17 protein-coding genes are annotated in these 15,601 nt (G+C 60.7%); 5 read left to right on the top strand and 12 right to left on the bottom strand.

What is annotated here, in order from left to right; all coding sequences use genetic code 11:
• Nucleotides 1-94: 94 nt before the first annotated feature.
• From dsbG to F8N44_RS23075, 4 genes are all read right to left on the bottom strand, one after another.
• The gene (dsbG, locus tag F8N44_RS23090) at nucleotides 95-865 is read right to left on the bottom strand and encodes a thiol:disulfide interchange protein DsbG (RefSeq protein WP_150651927.1); all 771 of its coding nucleotides are present in this window, start codon (nucleotides 863-865) and stop codon (nucleotides 95-97) included.
• Nucleotides 841-1,722 (bottom strand): TlpA disulfide reductase family protein, encoded by an 882-nt coding sequence (locus F8N44_RS23085; protein WP_150651926.1) that lies wholly within the window; start codon nucleotides 1,720-1,722, stop codon nucleotides 841-843. Before F8N44_RS23085 ends, dsbG begins: the two co-directional genes overlap by 25 nt.
• Nucleotides 1,722-3,455 (bottom strand): protein-disulfide reductase DsbD, encoded by a 1,734-nt coding sequence (gene dsbD, locus F8N44_RS23080; protein WP_150651925.1) that lies wholly within the window; start codon nucleotides 3,453-3,455, stop codon nucleotides 1,722-1,724. The genes F8N44_RS23085 and dsbD overlap by 1 nt, the downstream gene beginning before the upstream one ends.
• A gap of 98 nt (nucleotides 3,456-3,553) precedes the next feature.
• Nucleotides 3,554-4,246, bottom strand: a complete 693-nt coding sequence (locus F8N44_RS23075; protein WP_150651924.1) for a hypothetical protein — start codon at nucleotides 4,244-4,246, stop codon at nucleotides 3,554-3,556.
• A gap of 237 nt (nucleotides 4,247-4,483) precedes the next feature.
• Here F8N44_RS23075 and F8N44_RS23070 point away from each other — a divergent pair, with 237 nt between their 5' ends.
• The 5 genes from F8N44_RS23070 to F8N44_RS23045 all read left to right on the top strand — a co-directional run bounded on the left by F8N44_RS23070 (nucleotide 4,484) and on the right by F8N44_RS23045 (nucleotide 9,043).
• Complete coding sequence (locus F8N44_RS23070; RefSeq protein ID WP_007908710.1) at nucleotides 4,484-5,164, top strand: response regulator; 681 nt, start codon at nucleotides 4,484-4,486, stop codon at nucleotides 5,162-5,164.
• Nucleotides 5,164-6,486, top strand: a complete 1,323-nt coding sequence (locus F8N44_RS23065) for an ATP-binding protein (protein WP_150651923.1) — start codon at nucleotides 5,164-5,166, stop codon at nucleotides 6,484-6,486. Before F8N44_RS23070 ends, F8N44_RS23065 begins: the two co-directional genes overlap by 1 nt.
• A gap of 208 nt (nucleotides 6,487-6,694) precedes the next feature.
• Nucleotides 6,695-7,180 (top strand): GNAT family N-acetyltransferase, encoded by a 486-nt coding sequence (locus F8N44_RS23055; protein ID WP_150651922.1) that lies wholly within the window; start codon nucleotides 6,695-6,697, stop codon nucleotides 7,178-7,180.
• A gap of 142 nt (nucleotides 7,181-7,322) precedes the next feature.
• Nucleotides 7,323-8,735 carry an aspartate aminotransferase family protein gene (locus F8N44_RS23050; protein WP_150651921.1) on the top strand — a complete coding sequence of 471 codons (1,413 nt, stop codon included), beginning with the start codon at nucleotides 7,323-7,325 and terminating at the stop codon, nucleotides 8,733-8,735.
• An 83-nt stretch (nucleotides 8,736-8,818) separates the two neighbouring features.
• A complete protein-coding gene (locus F8N44_RS23045) occupies nucleotides 8,819-9,043 on the top strand; it encodes an MbtH family protein (RefSeq protein ID WP_016985437.1) in 225 nt (74 codons plus the stop codon).
• A gap of 145 nt (nucleotides 9,044-9,188) precedes the next feature.
• On the opposite strand, the gene F8N44_RS23040 is transcribed toward F8N44_RS23045, so the two are convergent.
• The 8 genes from F8N44_RS23040 to F8N44_RS23005 are packed head-to-tail and all read right to left on the bottom strand — an operon-like array spanning nucleotide 9,189 to nucleotide 15,446.
• Nucleotides 9,189-10,091, bottom strand: a complete 903-nt coding sequence (locus F8N44_RS23040) for a metal ABC transporter substrate-binding protein (protein ID WP_150651920.1) — start codon at nucleotides 10,089-10,091, stop codon at nucleotides 9,189-9,191.
• Nucleotides 10,092-10,991: a metal ABC transporter permease gene (locus F8N44_RS23035; protein ID WP_007917717.1), complete on the bottom strand. Its 900-nt coding sequence runs from the start codon at nucleotides 10,989-10,991 to the stop codon at nucleotides 10,092-10,094.
• Nucleotides 10,991-11,836, bottom strand: coding sequence for a metal ABC transporter ATP-binding protein (locus F8N44_RS23030; RefSeq protein ID WP_150651919.1), 846 nt, complete (start codon nucleotides 11,834-11,836; stop codon nucleotides 10,991-10,993). Before F8N44_RS23030 ends, F8N44_RS23035 begins: the two co-directional genes overlap by 1 nt.
• Nucleotides 11,833-12,762, bottom strand: coding sequence for a metal ABC transporter substrate-binding protein (locus tag F8N44_RS23025; protein ID WP_095113060.1), 930 nt, complete (start codon nucleotides 12,760-12,762; stop codon nucleotides 11,833-11,835). The genes F8N44_RS23030 and F8N44_RS23025 overlap by 4 nt, the downstream gene beginning before the upstream one ends.
• A 35-nt stretch (nucleotides 12,763-12,797) precedes the next feature.
• Complete coding sequence (locus tag F8N44_RS23020; RefSeq protein ID WP_150651918.1) at nucleotides 12,798-13,373, bottom strand: DUF6162 family protein; 576 nt, start codon at nucleotides 13,371-13,373, stop codon at nucleotides 12,798-12,800.
• Nucleotides 13,370-13,711, bottom strand: coding sequence for a hypothetical protein (locus F8N44_RS23015; RefSeq protein ID WP_150651917.1), 342 nt, complete (start codon nucleotides 13,709-13,711; stop codon nucleotides 13,370-13,372). The genes F8N44_RS23020 and F8N44_RS23015 overlap by 4 nt, the downstream gene beginning before the upstream one ends.
• Nucleotides 13,708-14,250 (bottom strand): thiamine pyrophosphate-binding protein, encoded by a 543-nt coding sequence (locus F8N44_RS23010; RefSeq protein WP_150651916.1) that lies wholly within the window; start codon nucleotides 14,248-14,250, stop codon nucleotides 13,708-13,710. Before F8N44_RS23010 ends, F8N44_RS23015 begins: the two co-directional genes overlap by 4 nt.
• Entirely contained in the window at nucleotides 14,247-15,446 is a 1,200-nt protein-coding gene (locus F8N44_RS23005; protein ID WP_150651915.1) for a PepSY-associated TM helix domain-containing protein, read from the bottom strand. The genes F8N44_RS23010 and F8N44_RS23005 overlap by 4 nt, the downstream gene beginning before the upstream one ends.
• Between the last annotated feature and the right edge of the window lie 155 nt (nucleotides 15,447-15,601).

Here is a 15,601-nt window from a genome sequence, read left to right as displayed (position 1 = left end):
AGCTCGCTCCCACATTTGGTTTTGTGTACGCAGAGCCAATGTGGGAGCGAGCTTGCTCGCGAAGAGGCCAGATCAGGCAATAAAGACTGAAAGATTATTTCGGTCCAAGAATCTTCGCCAACTTGTCCGGCGAAGGCGCACCTTGCTGCTGTTGCAGCTCACCCTTGTCATCCATATAGAAGATTGCCGGTGTCGCCTGCAAATCGAGGTCTTCCATCAACTGCATGTTCGCCGCCAGTTTGCTCTGCACCGCCACCGGAATATCTTTCAAGGCCTTGAGCGAGCTGCCCTTGCCAGCCTTTTCGTGATCCTCCAGTGCCTTGACCGGGTCTTTCGCCGCCAGCAGTGCTGCCGATTTACCCGGACTGTCCTCGCGGATGATGCCGACCATGATGTGCCGCAACTGCACCTTGCCAGCCTTGACCCACGGCCGCGCCTGTTCCCAGAACATGTTGCAGTACGGGCAGTTCGGGTCACTGAACAGGTACACGGTGCGCGGTGCGTCCTTGTTGCCGTCCTGAATCCAGTTACTTGCCTCGAACTTGGTCCAGACTTCCTTGGCCATCGGCGCGTAAACCAGTTTTTGCAGCGGCTCGCTGCTCAAGTCCTTACCGTCGGCGTCGTACAGATTACCGAGTAAAACGTGTTTGCCATCCGGGGTCAGGTACAGCGCCATGCCGCGATTCTGATATTGCGCCGCATAACCGCGCAAGCCATCGGGGGCGTCGAACTGGCCGACGATTTTCGCGCCTTTGGCTTCGATCTGTTTGATCGCCGCAGGCAACTCTTCAGCAGCCTGCACCGACGGCAAGTGCAGCAGGGCGGTGCCCAGAGTCAGCGTCAGCAGGTGGCGGAGGCGGGGCATGGCAGTTTCCTTGCAGAGGTGGCCGGTGCAGTGGCCGGGTTCGAATTCGGGGTCGGGGTGTCGAAGTTTTCCAGCGCGCGCGCCAGGCTGGCGTTCGATAGCTCACCAAGGTGACTGCTCAGCAACCGACCGTCGGGGCTATAGAACAGCGTAGTCGGCAATGCCATGGAACCCACGGCCTGGCCCAGCCGACCGCTGCGGTCAAACAACACGTTGTTCAGGCTCAGGCCTTGGGTTTCGAGAAACGTCGCCACGCTTTGCATGCTTTCGGCCTGATTGACGAACAGGAAGGTCAGGTCCGGGCGCTGTTGCTGAGCGTTTTCCAGTACCGGCATTTCACGTCGGCACGGTGGACACCAGGTCGCCCACAGATTGATCACCAGCGGGCCGCCCTGATAGTCGCTGAGCTGGATGGTTTCCCCAGCCGCATTGCGCAGGGAGATGTCCGGCAGCCGGGTGCCTTGTTCATAGATATTCAGCGACAGCGTGGCCAACAGCCAGAACGCCACACCGCTGGCCACACCAAAACCCAACGGACGACGCAAGCCCGGACGGCGCCAGCCGCGATACAGCGCCGCGAGTAACAGCGCGATCACCCCCGGCCAGGCGAGGAAACCGCCGTCACGCAAATCGATGATCTGCCACGGATCACTGCGATAGTGCGACCAGTACAGCAGCACAAAGGCAACACGCGCTGCGAGCATGCCCAGCAGAAACAGACTGAACAATGCCGACTCGGGGTTATCGCCACCACGCTTGGCCACCCGCCAGCCGACAAAGGTCGCCAGCGCCAAGGCACTGATCAGCAGCAGGTGATTAAGCGCAATGGCGAAGGTGCCGAGGGTGAAAGTCAGCATTAATTGGCTTCCCGGGTGGTAGCCCAGCGTTGCAGGAATGTCTCGGCATCGACTTCGCCGGTGATGCGCTGGCTGCGGCGTTCTTCGCCATCCGTGCCGATCCAGACGAAACTCGGTGGCCCCGGCACTTTGTAGCGGCTGAGCAGCTCACGGCTGGCGGCGTTATCTTCGGTGACATCGAGCCGCAGCAGGCGCACGTCACTCAACGCCTGCATGACCTTGTCCTTGCCGAATACCTGTTTCTCCATGACTTTGCACGACACGCACCAGTCGGCGTAGTAATCGAGCAGCACCCACTGACCCTGAGCCTTGGCGGCATCGAGTTCGCGTTGTAGCGCCGCCGGTTCCTTGATAGTGGTGAACGCGTCATGCGCCGATGGCGCCGCCGTACTGGCGCGGCCGGCACTGTAGACCTGCAACGGCTGATACGGATCATCGCTGCCGCCCGCCGCACCAATCACCAGCAAACTGCCCCACAACCCGAGCAACAGCGAGGTTGCGCCGAACAACTGGGCAACGCGGCCAAAACCCTCGGACTGTTTCCAGGCGCAGAACGCGGCGATCAACAGCAGTGCACCGCACAGGCCCAGCCACAACGAAGCGTCCAGTACAGGGCGCAACATCAACAGCGCGGTGGCGAGAAAGAGGAAGCCGAACACGCCTTTGAGCAGGTTCATCCACGCACCGGGTTTAGGCAGGAAGCGATTGCCCACGGTGACCAGCAACAGCAACGGCACACCAATGCCGATACCCAGCGAAAACAGGATCAAGCCACCGTGCAGCGCATTGCCGCTCTGCGCGATATACAACAATGCACCGGCCAGCGGCGCGGTCATGCACGGGCCGACCAGCAGACCGGACAAGGCACCAAGCACCCCGGCGCCGATCAGGCTGCCACCGCTGCGGCTGCGCGAGGCGTGTTCGAGGCGGTCGCGCAGGGCCACCGGCAGTTGCAGTTCAAAGAAACCGAACATCGGCAAGGCCAAGACCACGAAAATCGCGGCAAACGTGCCGAGCAGCCATGGATTCTGCAACCACGCTTGCAGGTTCGCACCGAGCAGCGCAGCAATAACACCCATCGCCGCATACACCAGGGCCATGCAGATCACATAACTGCCGGCCAGCGCGAAACCGCGACGCGGGGTGGCGCCACTGCCGACCACCATACCGGCGAGAATCGGCAGCATTGGCAATGTGCACGGTGTGAAGGCCAGCAATAGTCCGAGGCCGAAAAACACCAGCAAGCTCCAGCCCAGCGCGCGTTGTTGCAGGCTGCTGGCCAAGGCCTGATCCGGCGCTTCAGCGCTTGCAGCCACTGCTGCTTTGCCGCCCAGATCAATAACCCGGGTTTGCGGCGGATAGCACAGACCGGCATCGGCACAGCCCTGATAGCTGACCTTGATCTGGCCTGTGGCTGCTGCCGGGATCTTCACCTCCAGCCCTTGACGATAGACCGGTTGCTCACCGAAAAACTCGTCGCTGTGGGACTCGCCTTCGGGCAGTGCGGGCTGCTGTTCGACGCTCAGGCCATCGAATTTCAGGCGTTTCTGATACAGGTAATAGCCGTCGGTGATTTGCCAGAACAGCTGGGTTTCACCGGATTCCAGACGTTCGGAGGTGAGCACGAACGCTTTGTCGACCGGCAGAAACTCGGGTTTGGTATCAAATGGATTGTTCCCGGCCTGGGCCAGGCTGGAAATCAGCAGAGCAAACAAAAGAAAAAAATGACGCATGGAGGAGCCTTGTCCCTGTGCAAGTGAGGTGCAGAATGGGCGGCGGCGATTAACCGATAATTAACCCTATCCTACAAGGCCCTCCGGGCTTCGGCCAATCAGCCGCGCAGCAGTCCGGGCCAGTTCTTGTCGTTGATGGTTTGCGGGCCGGAGACCAGGCGGTCGGACTGAATGTTGTAAGTCAGGTATTGGTTGTCGGTCAGGAAGATGTACCAGTAACTGTCGGCCAAAGTGCGGTCATTTTGCGCTGCCGTGATGATGCGATCCTTGTACGGTTTCAGCGCGCCAAGTTGATAATCCCCGAACGATTTGTAAGTCAGGGTCTTTGCCTTGTAGTTGAACGATAGATAGTGTCCGTCGTTGAGGATGAACCTGAACAGAAACGGGTGACCGGTCAGTTGGAACCAGGTGCCGGCGATGATCTTGTCGAAGTAGGGCAGTATCGGCTTCCAGATCGAATCGGCAACTTTATAGAAGGCATCGACCTTGTCCTTGTCCTGGTTGTATTTACACACCATGGGTGTGGTTCCCTGATAGAAGAACAACCAGGCAATGTCTTCATCGGACTTGGTGTTCCAGCCGAATGAAGTGGTCGTCAGTCCGAAACGCAAGTCTTTGGCATAGGGGTCAAAGCTGTCCCAGCTACCGTCGACAGAAGCGGGATAGTTGGCAGATACCTTGTTGTCACCGAGGTCGAATCGGGAATAGGTGTCGCTGTCCTTGAAGAAGAAATAAATACGGTCAAGGCCGGAGCGCCAATCGATCGCGACGAAGTTTTTTAGTTTAGGCATGTTTATCAAGTCCATTTAAAGTTGTCGGTGGTTGCCAGCCGAAAACTAAAGGATCGAAGGGTTATTCCATAGGGAGAAACTGTTTCTTTATTGGTGGGAAAGTTTCAGAACCGGGGGAGCCCCTGCGTCGGGTGGCGCCCGATGTTCTTGCCCGGCTTTCGGTAAACGCCGGTGACGGCCATAATTGCCGCTTAATCCTCACCTGCTTCACTCGCCTTTTTTATCCACGGAGCACCCATGCACGTACTGGTTTGCGAAGACGATGAGCTGATCGCCAGCGGCATCGTTGCCGGTCTCACGGCTCAGGGTTTGACTGTTGAGCACGTCAACACCGCGTCGAAAGCGCGGGCGATGCTCAAGGTGGCCGAATTCGACGTGATGGTGCTCGATCTCGGCCTGCCCGACGAAGATGGCCTCAAATTGCTGCAACAGTTGCGTCAGAGCGGCCTGGAAATTCCGGTGCTGATCCTGACCGCGCGCGACTCGGTCACCGACCGTGTCGACGGCTTGCAGGCCGGGGCTGACGATTACCTGCTCAAACCGTTTGATCTGCGTGAACTGTTCGCCCGTCTGCAAACCTTGCTGCGCCGGGTCGCTGGGCGCAGCGTCAACCTGATCGAGCACGGCGCGCTGACGTACGATCCGAGCAGTCGCGAAACCACTCTGGCCGGACAACCGGTGGATTTGTCGCGTCGCGAGCAATCGCTGTTACAAGCGCTGCTGCACAATCGCGGCCGGGTGCTGTCCACCGAACAGTTGAAAGACAGCGTCTACGGCTTCAACGATGAACTGGAAAGCAACGCGCTGAACGTGCACATCCATCACCTGCGCAGCAAACTGGGCAAAGGCATCGTCGAGACCGTGCGCGGTCTGGGCTACCGCCTCGGCCCGGCCGACGGTGGGGACCAAGGCAAGTGATGAGTCTGCGACTGCGCCTGAGCCTGACCCTCGGCGCCGCGTTTGCGCTGATCTGGGCACTGGCAGCGGCCTGGATGCTCAGTGATCTGCGCAATCAGATGATGTTTTCCCTCGACCAGCGTCTGGTGGCGTCGGCGCGCATGGTCGCCGGGCTGCTGGAACAGTTGCCGACTTTGCCGAGCAAAGGCGAGGGCACCCATTTCAGTGCCGAACAACTGAATATCCCCGGCGGCATGGCCTGCCAAGTCAGCTCCTTACGCGGGGAAATCCTCGCGCGCAGTCACAACAACCCCGAACAAGCGCTGGAAGCCGAGAAAATGGGCTTCCACGATCAGATGATCGACGGTGCACCGTGGCGCAGTTTCACCCTTGCCCGAGGCGATGTGCGGATTACCACCGCTGACCGGCAGATCGAGCGCGAAGCTCTGAACATGTCGATCCTGCTCGCGGCGTCGGTGCCGGTGGGGGTGGCGTTGCTGGGTTGTCTGTGCCTGCTGTGGTTGGGTATCGGCCAAGGGCTGGCGCCGCTCAATCGCCTGCGTGAAGCGCTGATGCGACGCAACGCCGACTCGCTTGAGCCGTTGCAGATCCAGACCTTCCCCAGTGAACTGAAGCCGTTGCTCGAAACGCAAAACCAGTTGTTCCAGCGCATTGGCAAAACCATCGAGCGTGAACGCCGCCTGACCGGTGACGCGGCGCACGAACTGCGCAGCCCGCTGACGGCGATCAAGACGCACCTGCAAGTCGCGCGCATGACTGAAGGCAATGCCCGCGATCAGTCGCTGGCGCGGGCCGAGGAGGGCGCCGATCGTCTGCATCGCACCCTCGAACAACTGCTGTTGCTGGCGCGGGTCGAGGGCAGTCTGTCGTTCGATGACGGCTCGCAATGCAGCGCCGAGCAAGTGGCACGCCTGGCGATTCAGGACGCCACGGGGGGCGAGCGCCTGCGGATCAAATTGCACCTGCCGACCAGCCTTTCCGTTGCACCGCTGCAAATGCCGGCGGTGCTGTCGATTGCGGCGCTGCGCAATCTGCTCGATAACGCCTTGCGCCATACCGCCGAAGACTGTGCGGTTGAACTGAGCCTGGAAACCATTGGCAACCGCGTACGTTTTATTGTGCGCGATCATGGCCCGGGGATTGCGCCGGATGATCTGCAACACCTGACCCAACGCTTCTGGCGCAACGGCCAGAGCACCGGATGTGGCCTCGGCCTGGCAATTGTTCAGGCGATCGTCCAGCGCTGCGACTGTGCCCTGCATTTCGACAGCCGCCCGGATGGCCTGCGCGTCGAGCTGACCATGCCGTTGCAGCCTGTCTGATTCCAGCACCGCCTGAGTAGGAGCTGCCGAAGGCTGCGATCTTTTGATTTTGTTTTTCAAGATCAAGATCAAAAGATCGCAGCCTTCGGCAGCTCCTGCAGTAAATCGCGCCAGACACATCAAATGTAACTTCTCGGCGTTCGCTATCCGGCAGGGGGAGGGGTAAGGTCAACGCAGCTTTGACTCAATGGATTGAGGGAACTGCGCCATGGAAGCACCCATCTGCATTCGTCCGGCCATCCTGGCCGACGCCGGTATCATCAGCCGCATCATCGAACGTTCGATTCGCATCGGTTGTGCGCTCGACCACCGTAATGATCCGATACTCGTCAGCCAATGGATCGGCCGGCAATGCGCCGATTTCATCAGCGCTCGACTTGCCGATCCCCACTTCTATCTATGTATTGCTTTGTGGGCGGACAGACCGGTTGGTGTCGGCATGGCCGAGGTCAGTGGCGATATTTCGCTGTGTTACGTGCAGCCAGAGTCATTTCGCCGGGGCGTCGGGCGAGCGTTGATCCAGGATCTGGAGGGCTGGTTACGGATTTGCGGCGTTTCTCATGCTGACCTCAACAGCACGCGCACCGGTCGTGCGTTTTATCACCGACTGGGTTACCGCGAATCAGCGCCAGCGCTCGAATACCAAGGCTTGCAGACCCTGCCCATGCACAAGTCGCTGGCATCGCCGGTCTGACAATTCGATCACAGGCTAAATCCTCAAGCCCCTTAAGCGTTTCCAGAACAGGAAAACCTGCAAGTGCGCCCCGCAATCGGAATGCGCACCTGTCCGGTGTGCTGTTTTGGTCACTATCCATAGCCAATTGAGGGGTCGAGAGATGTCAGTCGCCACCAGCCTTATCGAAGAGTCGTCGGCCCGGGTTAGCTCGGCGCCGGCCGAAACGCTGTACCAGTTCAATGAGTCGCCATTGCTGGCCCGCCAGGCCCGGCAGGAATCCAACGCTCGCAGCTATCCGCGGCGTATTCCTCTGGCGCTCAAACGTGCCAAAGGCCTGTATGTCGAAGACGTCGAAGGCCGCACCTTCATCGACTGCCTGGCCGGTGCCGGCACGCTGGCGCTGGGGCATAACCACCCGGTGGTGATCGAAGCGATCCAGCAGGTGCTGGCCGATGAATTGCCGCTGCACACCCTCGACCTGACCACGCCGGTCAAGGATCAGTTCGTGCAGGACCTGTTCGGCCTGCTGCCATCGGCCCTCGCGGCTGAAGCGAAAATCCAGTTCTGCGGCCCGACTGGCACCGATGCCGTGGAAGCGGCGCTGAAGCTGGTACGCACGGCGACCGGGCGCAGCACCGTGCTGTCGTTTTCCGGCGGTTACCACGGTATGAGCCAAGGCGCGCTGAGCCTGATGGGCAGCCTCGGGCCGAAAAAGCCGCTGGGCGCCTTGCTCAGCAGTGGCGTGCAGTTCATGCCGTTCCCGTATGACTACCGTTGCCCGTTCGGCCTCGGTGGCGCAGCAGGCGTGAAGGCTAACCTGAGTTACCTGGAAAACCTGCTCAACGATCCCGAGGCCGGTGTGCAATTGCCTGCGGCGGTGATCGTCGAAGCGGTGCAGGGCGAAGGCGGCGTGATTCCGGCGGATATCGAGTGGTTGCGCGGCTTGCGCCGGATCACCGAGAAGGCCGGTGTGGCGCTGATCGTCGACGAGATCCAGAGCGGTTTCGCCCGCACCGGCAAGATGTTTGCCTTCGAACACGCCGGCATCACCCCGGACGTGGTGGTGTTGTCCAAGGCTATCGGCGGCAGCCTGCCATTGGCTGTCGTGGTCTACCGCGACTGGCTCGACACCTGGCAGCCAGGGGCTCACGCCGGCACCTTCCGCGGCAATCAGATGGCCATGGCGGCAGGTTCTGCGGTGATGCGTTATCTGGTTGAACACAAGGTCTGCGAACACGCCGCTGCCATGGGCGAGCGCCTCGGCGAGCACCTGCGCATCCTGCAACGCGACTTCCCGCAACTGGGCGACATACGCGGTCGTGGCCTGATGCTCGGCGTCGAACTGGTCGAGCCGAACGGCACGCCGGATGCGCTCGGCCACCCGCCGGCGTTTGCGCGACTGGCGCCGCTGGTCCAGCGCGAATGCCTCAAGCGTGGGCTGATTCTGGAACTGGGCGGTCGCCATGGTGCGGTGGTGCGTTTCCTGCCACCACTGGTGATTACTGCCGCCGAAATCGATCGCGTTGCGGAAATCTTCGGTCGCGCTTTGGCCGCTGCCACGGCGGCGCTGTAAATTTTTCGCCGCGCCGAACGTTCTTTCTACATACCCGGCTGCACCCCTCGTGCAGCCCACCCTTACAACGATGGAGAACCAGCATGACGTCAGTATTCGACCGCGAGGACATCCTCTTTCAGGTCGTGGTCAACCACGAAGAGCAATACTCGATCTGGCCGGATTACAAAGCCGTGCCGCAAGGCTGGCGCACCGTGGGCAAGAGCGGCCTGAAAAAGGAATGCCTGGCCTACATCGAAGAAGTCTGGACTGACATGCGTCCGCTGAGCCTGCGCCAGAAGATGGAAGGGCAGGCCGCCGCGCAATAAGCGACCGGGCAAAAACAAACCCGCTGTACCGATAACGGTCAGCGGGTTTTTTTATGCCAGCAAAAAAGATCGCAGCCTTCGGCAGCTCCTACAGTGCAGCGTTTACACCCAGTAGGAGCTGCCGAAGGCTGCGATCTTTTGATCTTCAGCCCTTCAATCCTTTCAACACCAGATCCACATTGCCTTCCAGCTCCGCCACCGGGTCCGCCGCATCGGTGCTCAACACCACCAGACGACTACCCGATTCGGCAATCGCCGCTTTCACCGGTTCCGACGGCTGCCGATGATGCAGCACCATCGCGACATCATTGTCTTTCAGCGTCGCCGTCAGTTTTTTCAGATCTTCAGGCGTCCACTCGGCATCAGGCCGTGGATCCTGGCCAACCAGCTCCAGATTCAGACTGCCGATCAGATAGCCGAAGTGATCACTCAAGCTCATCACGCTCAGATTGTCGGCGCTGGCCAGTCGCGCTTCGCTGTCGGCGCTGAGCTTAAGCAAACGTTGCTTCAACGTCGCCAGATTCGCCTCGATCGCAGGCTTTGCGCTAGGTGCCAGGCGCACCAGATCCGCCGCCATCACGTCCGCCATACGTCCCATGTTGTTGCTGGCCAGCCATGGTTGACTGTTCAAACCATCGACCTTCAGACCTGGTTGCACGGCAATGCCGGGCAGGGCGCCGTCGACCGGGCGCGCCGCATCGACTTCAACGATGCGGATATTGCTGCGGCGGGCGATCGGGTACAGCTGGTCATCCGGCCACAGCGAGCGCACGCCAATCACGGCATCGGCATCGTTTGCCAGTTTGCTCAATGCCGGAGCGCCACGTCCCGTGAAGTAGGCGCTCTGACGACTGCCCGGCAGGTTCGCTGGCGCCGCCCGTTCGAGATTGACATCGGTGCCTTTGAGCAGCGCTTCAGCCAAGCCAAAGGTGATGGGCAAGGAGGCCAGCACCCGCAGCGGTTTTGTGTTTTCGGCGGCCATCAACGGCGTGCAGATGACGCCGCACAGGGTCATGGCCAGGGTCAGTTTGCGCAGTGAAAAAGTCATTTATCCAAGATTCCCTTTCAGGCTCGGGACAACCCCGCGCGCAATGGCGGCGAGGGCGAAAGCGATGCCGGCGACCAGAATGATCGCGGCGCCGGACGGAATCGGCAGATCGAACACGATGGGTGCAAGAATCCCGCACAGCGTGCTGACGGTGGCGATCAGCACCGAGCACCAGAAGAAGCCTTTGAGCGACTGGCTGAGCAAACGCGCCGCCGCTGCAGGAATCACCAGCAGTGCGCCGACCAGAATCGCGCCGATGACTTTTACCGCCGCCACGGTGATCAGCGTCACCAGAATCACGAACAGATAATCCAGGGTCTTCACCGCTACCCCGCGCACCGCTGCCAGCTGCGGGTTGAAGCTGGCGAGCATGATGCGGTTGTACAGCGGCAAGGCGAGGGCCATGACCAGCGAACCGACAATGGCCAATACCGCAAGATCGTTGCCGTTGACCGTCAGCACTGAGCCGAACAACACGTTCTCGAGAATGTGCACATTGATCTTGCCCGCAAGAATCAGCAGCAGACTCGCGCCCAGTGCCAGCGACACCGACAGGAACACGCCGATCAGCGTGTCCGGTGCCAGACCGGTACGGTTGCGCAGGTAATTGAGCAGAATGCCGAACAGCAGGCAGTAGCCGAACAGGCTGCCATAGGGGCCGGTGTACGGTTCGCCGAGCAGGATGCCGATGGCTACACCGGTCAGCGCCGCGTGACCCACTGCTTCAGAGAAAAATGCGAAGCGCTTGACCACCACCAGCGTGCCGAGGCCGCCGAGCACCGGGCCGATCAGCAGCCCGGCAAGTAGCGCATTGACCACGAAACCGTAGGCCAGCGCCTCCGGCAGGTAACCGGACGAGGCCCAGCCTTGCACCATCAAACGAAAGGCTTCGTAACTCATCAGGCAGCACTCCGTGGATGGGTCGAGAACAGGGTCAGCAGGCGTTCCGGGGTCAGCGCCTGTTGTGGCGTGGCGTCGAACAGCACACGACGATTAAGACCGGTAACGCGACTGGCCAGACGCCCGACCGCTTCCAGATCGTGCTCGATCCACAGCACGGTGATGCCCGCCGCGCGCCAGTCGCCGAGCAGGCGTTCGAATACCTGAATTCCGGCTTCATCAAGGGCCGACATCGGCTCATCCAGCACCAGCAGTTGCGGCGCCGGAATCAAGCCTTGTGCGAGCAGAACCCGTTGCCGCTCACCGCCGGACAACGCGCCCATGCGCCGCTTGCGTTTGTCCTGCATGCCGACGCGTTCCAGCGCCTCGCCGATGGCGCCGGCGTAACGCTTGCTCAAACCGAGAAATGCCGGGCGTCGCTGGCACATGGCGGCCATGAAGTCGTCGACGGTCATCGGCAGCCCGCGATCGAACTCCAGCGCCTGTGGCACATAACCGATGATGCCGGGCTCGCCGGGCCATTGCAGGCTGAGTTGGCCCTGGTGTGGCATCTGTCCGAGCAGGGTCTTGATCAGCGAACTCTTGCCGCCACCGTTGGGGCCGACCAGGGCATGTACGCTGCCGGGCTGCACCTGGAAGGTGACGTTATCCAAAATTGTGGTTCGCCCCAGCGTCAGACCAACCCCCGCAAAATCCAGAGTCGGCCCACAGACTTGTGGGAGCGAGCTTGCTCGCGAATGCGGTGTGTCATTCGATAAAGATGTTGGCTGACCCGGCGCCTTCGCGAGCAAGCTCGCTCCCACAGGGGATTCGAGTTCGTTCGAGATCGTTTCTCTGGAAGTCATGCGCCAGACTCCTGAATCGCCCGCACCACGGTGTTGAGGTTGCCGGTCATTTCCTTTTCGTACTTGTCGGCGGTGTATTCACCGTAGGAAATGTGCGAGAGCGGGTACAGCTTCACGCCGGATTCACGCTGAATCGTTTCGACGTAGGTGGAGGGGAAATCCATCTCCGAGAAGATCACTTTCACATCGAGTTCGCGCAGTTGATCGATGGTTTTTTTCAACTGACTCGGGCTCGGCTCAATGCCGTGCGCCGGTTCGACCACAGCGGTCACTTCCAGGCCGAACTCACGCAGCAGATAGTCGTAAGCCGCGTGTACCGTGGCCACGCGCAGTTCGGCGTTCGGCGCTTGAGTCAGTTTGGCCAGGGCATCGGCGCGCATCTGCCGCAGGCGTTTGCCGTAGGCGCGGGCGTTCTGGGTGTAGGTCTTGGCGTTGTCCGGATCGAGCTTGCCCAGTTCGCGGGCAATGTTGTTGACCTGAGCGATGGAGGCGCTGATCGACAGGAACGTGTGCGGGTTGACCACTTTGCCGGCGCCGCGTGCAGCAACTCCGGTGGCGGCCAGCAGCGGCACGTTCTCGTTGGCTTCGATGGTTTTGATGTTTGGCGTTTCGCTGGCGGCGATCATGCGGTCGGCGAAGTCGTCATGGCCGACACCGTTGAGCACGATCACATCCAGCCCGCTGATGCGTTTGATGTCCTCGGCCCGCGGCTCATAGGCGTGCGGGTTGAAACCGGCAGGAATCAGTGGCACCACCTCGGCCTTGTCGCCGACGATGTTCGCCACATAGCTGTAATAGGGGTGCAAGGTAATACCGATGCGCAGGCGCTTGGCCTGATCGGCGCTGGCCAGCGGACTCAGCAGGCAGGCACAGAGGCCGACCAGAAACAAACGTAGCAATGGACGGCGAGGCGATGAAATAGACATGGGCAAGCGGTCTTCTCTCGGATGAGGGCGAGGAATCAATGGCGATGTTCGCGGGTAACCCCGGCATCGTATTGCGCGACGATCTGTTTCCAGCCGGCGGCGGACAGGGCGGCTTCGGTCAATGCGGTCGGCACTTGCAGGCTGGCATCGCGGTTGAGCCAGATGTCTGGTGCAGCCTTGTCATCGCTGTTCAGCAGCATGACGAACGAACCGGCGATGGCCGGGTTTTGGCTATGGCCGAAATAGGCGGTGTCCGCCAGCAATTGCCAGGCATGACCGCCACGGCTGACCGAACTTGCATCCTGGGCAAACGGCGCGAAGCCTTCGTCGGCCAGATTCTGCGGTGTCGGCAGGGCTTGCTGTTCTTCGCGCAGCAAGCGAATTTCGTCGAGAGTCACCCGCAGGTCGGCGTAGATGCCTTGCTCGGCAGCACTGAGGTCGCGGCGTGCATCGAGCTGGTTGCTGGCGACGGGCTCCGGCTCATGGGAAACCCCGCGCCACGCGACGACTGAGCCAGCGACCGCGAGGATCAACAGGCACAACAGCAGCACATTGAGGGTTTCATGGCCGGCACCGGCCGGGCGCACGATTTGTGTGGTTGGCGTACTCATGGGGATTCGATATCCGCTTGGTCGATTTCGACAACGTGGCCTGGGCCTGCGTCGAACAGCACATAGAACTCGGCGCCAGGTTTCTTGAACGTCAGGGTCGAGTCGCTGCCAAGCTTGCCCGGCACCAGTATGGTTTCGTCGTAGCCGATCACATCGAGGGTCACCCCCGGCGCACCGCTGCCGTCGGAGAAACCACCGGTGCATTTGATCTGTTCGGCATCGATGGCTTTGCATTCGCACATCGGGTTGTGGGCGAGGGCGCTGGCGCTGAAGCCGGCGCCCAGCACCAGCAGCGCAGCACTCAGGTGCAGGCGCAAAAGGCGATAAGAGCAGCTCATGGTTTGGCTCCTTGTTTGTTCAGCCAGGCAATCGTGGCGGGGGATGCCTGACTCAGGGGAATAGAGGCTTGATGCATGCTGCCGTCCCAGCCTTCCATGGTGATCCACAGTTCGGCGTCGGCCGGGGTTTTTACCGGGACCGGCAGTTGCGTGCCCATGCGGTAAGGCGTGCCGAAGAAAATCACCCCGGCGGCGCGCAGGCTGCGCGGTTTGCCGATACGCAGGTAAGTTGCCTTGACCGGTTCGACGCAGGCGGTGCACAGGGCGGCGCTGAAGGCTTTCAAGTAGCCGCCGGGACCGTCGGAGCGTGGCGCTTCAATGCGCAATTCGGCCAGACGCAGGCTCCACGGCCCGACCTGTATTTCACCGATTTCGCGCTCGCCCAGGCCGGCGTCACCGCGAAACAGCGCCGCGTCGGAGAAGTATTTGGGCATGAACCCCAGCGGGATCAGCAGCAACAGAACGTTGATGTGAAAGCGCCATTTATGCCAGAACACGCTCAGTCGTGAAGGTTGAACGGCGGTGGTGATCTTGCTCACAGGTTGACCTCCGACGGTTCACGGTTGATGAGTGGTTGCGCATTGGCGCGTTGTTTCTTGTGCTCGCGCTTGAGCGCGTTGGCGGTGGCCAGGGCCGTGCGTTTGGTCCAGATCAACAAGCCACTGAGCACCATCATGCTGAGCAGCAGGCCGAAGAAGAACCAGATCATTTTGATCCATAAACCGCCGAAGTCGCCGGTATGCAACGGCCGCATGGACTCGGTGACAAACTCCAGCGACGTGCGGTCGGAGAGCACCCGCGAGGATTCCAGATCACCACTGTATGGGTTGAGCGACGCGTTCTGGAACATCAGTGGATACCAGCCACGGCCACGGATATCGAGGTGGCTGTAGGCGTTGAACGGCATGCTGATGACGCTGGCCTCAAGCCCGGGAATCTTCTGTCGGGCAATTTCGATGGCGCGATCAAGGCTGATCTGTGCGGGCGGTTGGCCATCGGCGGATAACGGCACGCTGTCGCGCGCCAGCGCCGGAAGGATCTTCTCGCTGGAAATGGAGATCTGGTAATCGGACAGCGTGGCTTCAATCAGGAACCAGGTGCTGGTGATCGAGATCACCGCGATGAACCAGATCGACCAGATACCGCTCAGGCGATGGAAATCGCCCCAGAAAATTCGCGCACCGTGACGCAGACGCAGGGTCGGACTGAAGAAGCCTTTCCAGAAACGCTTGTAGACCACCAGTCCGGTAATCAGCGAAGCCAGCATCGGCAGGCTCAGCGCCGACACCAGATACCAGCCCCAGCTGTAGCCATTGGTGAATGGCACCAGCCACCAGCCATGCAGTGCGCGGGTAAAACCGCGGAAATTGAATTCCGGCGCCGTGCCCTGAATCACCCCTGTGTACGGGTTGACGTAGGTCACCAGCGAGCGCCCGTCGGGATAGCTGAGGGTCACTTCCAGTGCGAAATGCGATTCGTCCGGACGGCTGATGCGCTGAACCAGCGCCTGCGGCTCGGAGGTTTTGATCGCCGCGATGATCTGGTCGTAACCGAGTCGCGGTGCGTCATCCGATGGCTGGCTGGCCCGCATCTGCGGGTTGGTCAGCCAGACGATCTCCTGACTGACCACCGCCAGGGTACCGGTGACACAGACGATCAGGACAAAAAACCAGATCGGTAACGCCAGCCAGCTATGAACGAGGAACCACAGTTTGGAGCGGGATTTCTTCGACATGATTGCGCGTCTTGATAGCGGTGAAAGGGCGCGTGGCTACGGGCTTCGCAGCACGGGAGTCCCCGAAAGGCCGGACGTGGCTTTTGCCTACGCGAACGGCCTGCATCTCTATAGGACGGATGAGCGAGGTAAATCCCGAAAGGTGATATGAAAGC

Origin of the sequence: Pseudomonas fluorescens (genome assembly GCF_902497745.1) — a bacterium.
GTDB classification, from domain to species: Bacteria; Pseudomonadota; Gammaproteobacteria; order Pseudomonadales; family Pseudomonadaceae; genus Aquipseudomonas; species Aquipseudomonas fluorescens_BM.
Note: the sequence above shows the minus strand (reverse complement) of the source record. Positions and strands in the feature narration are given on the sequence as shown.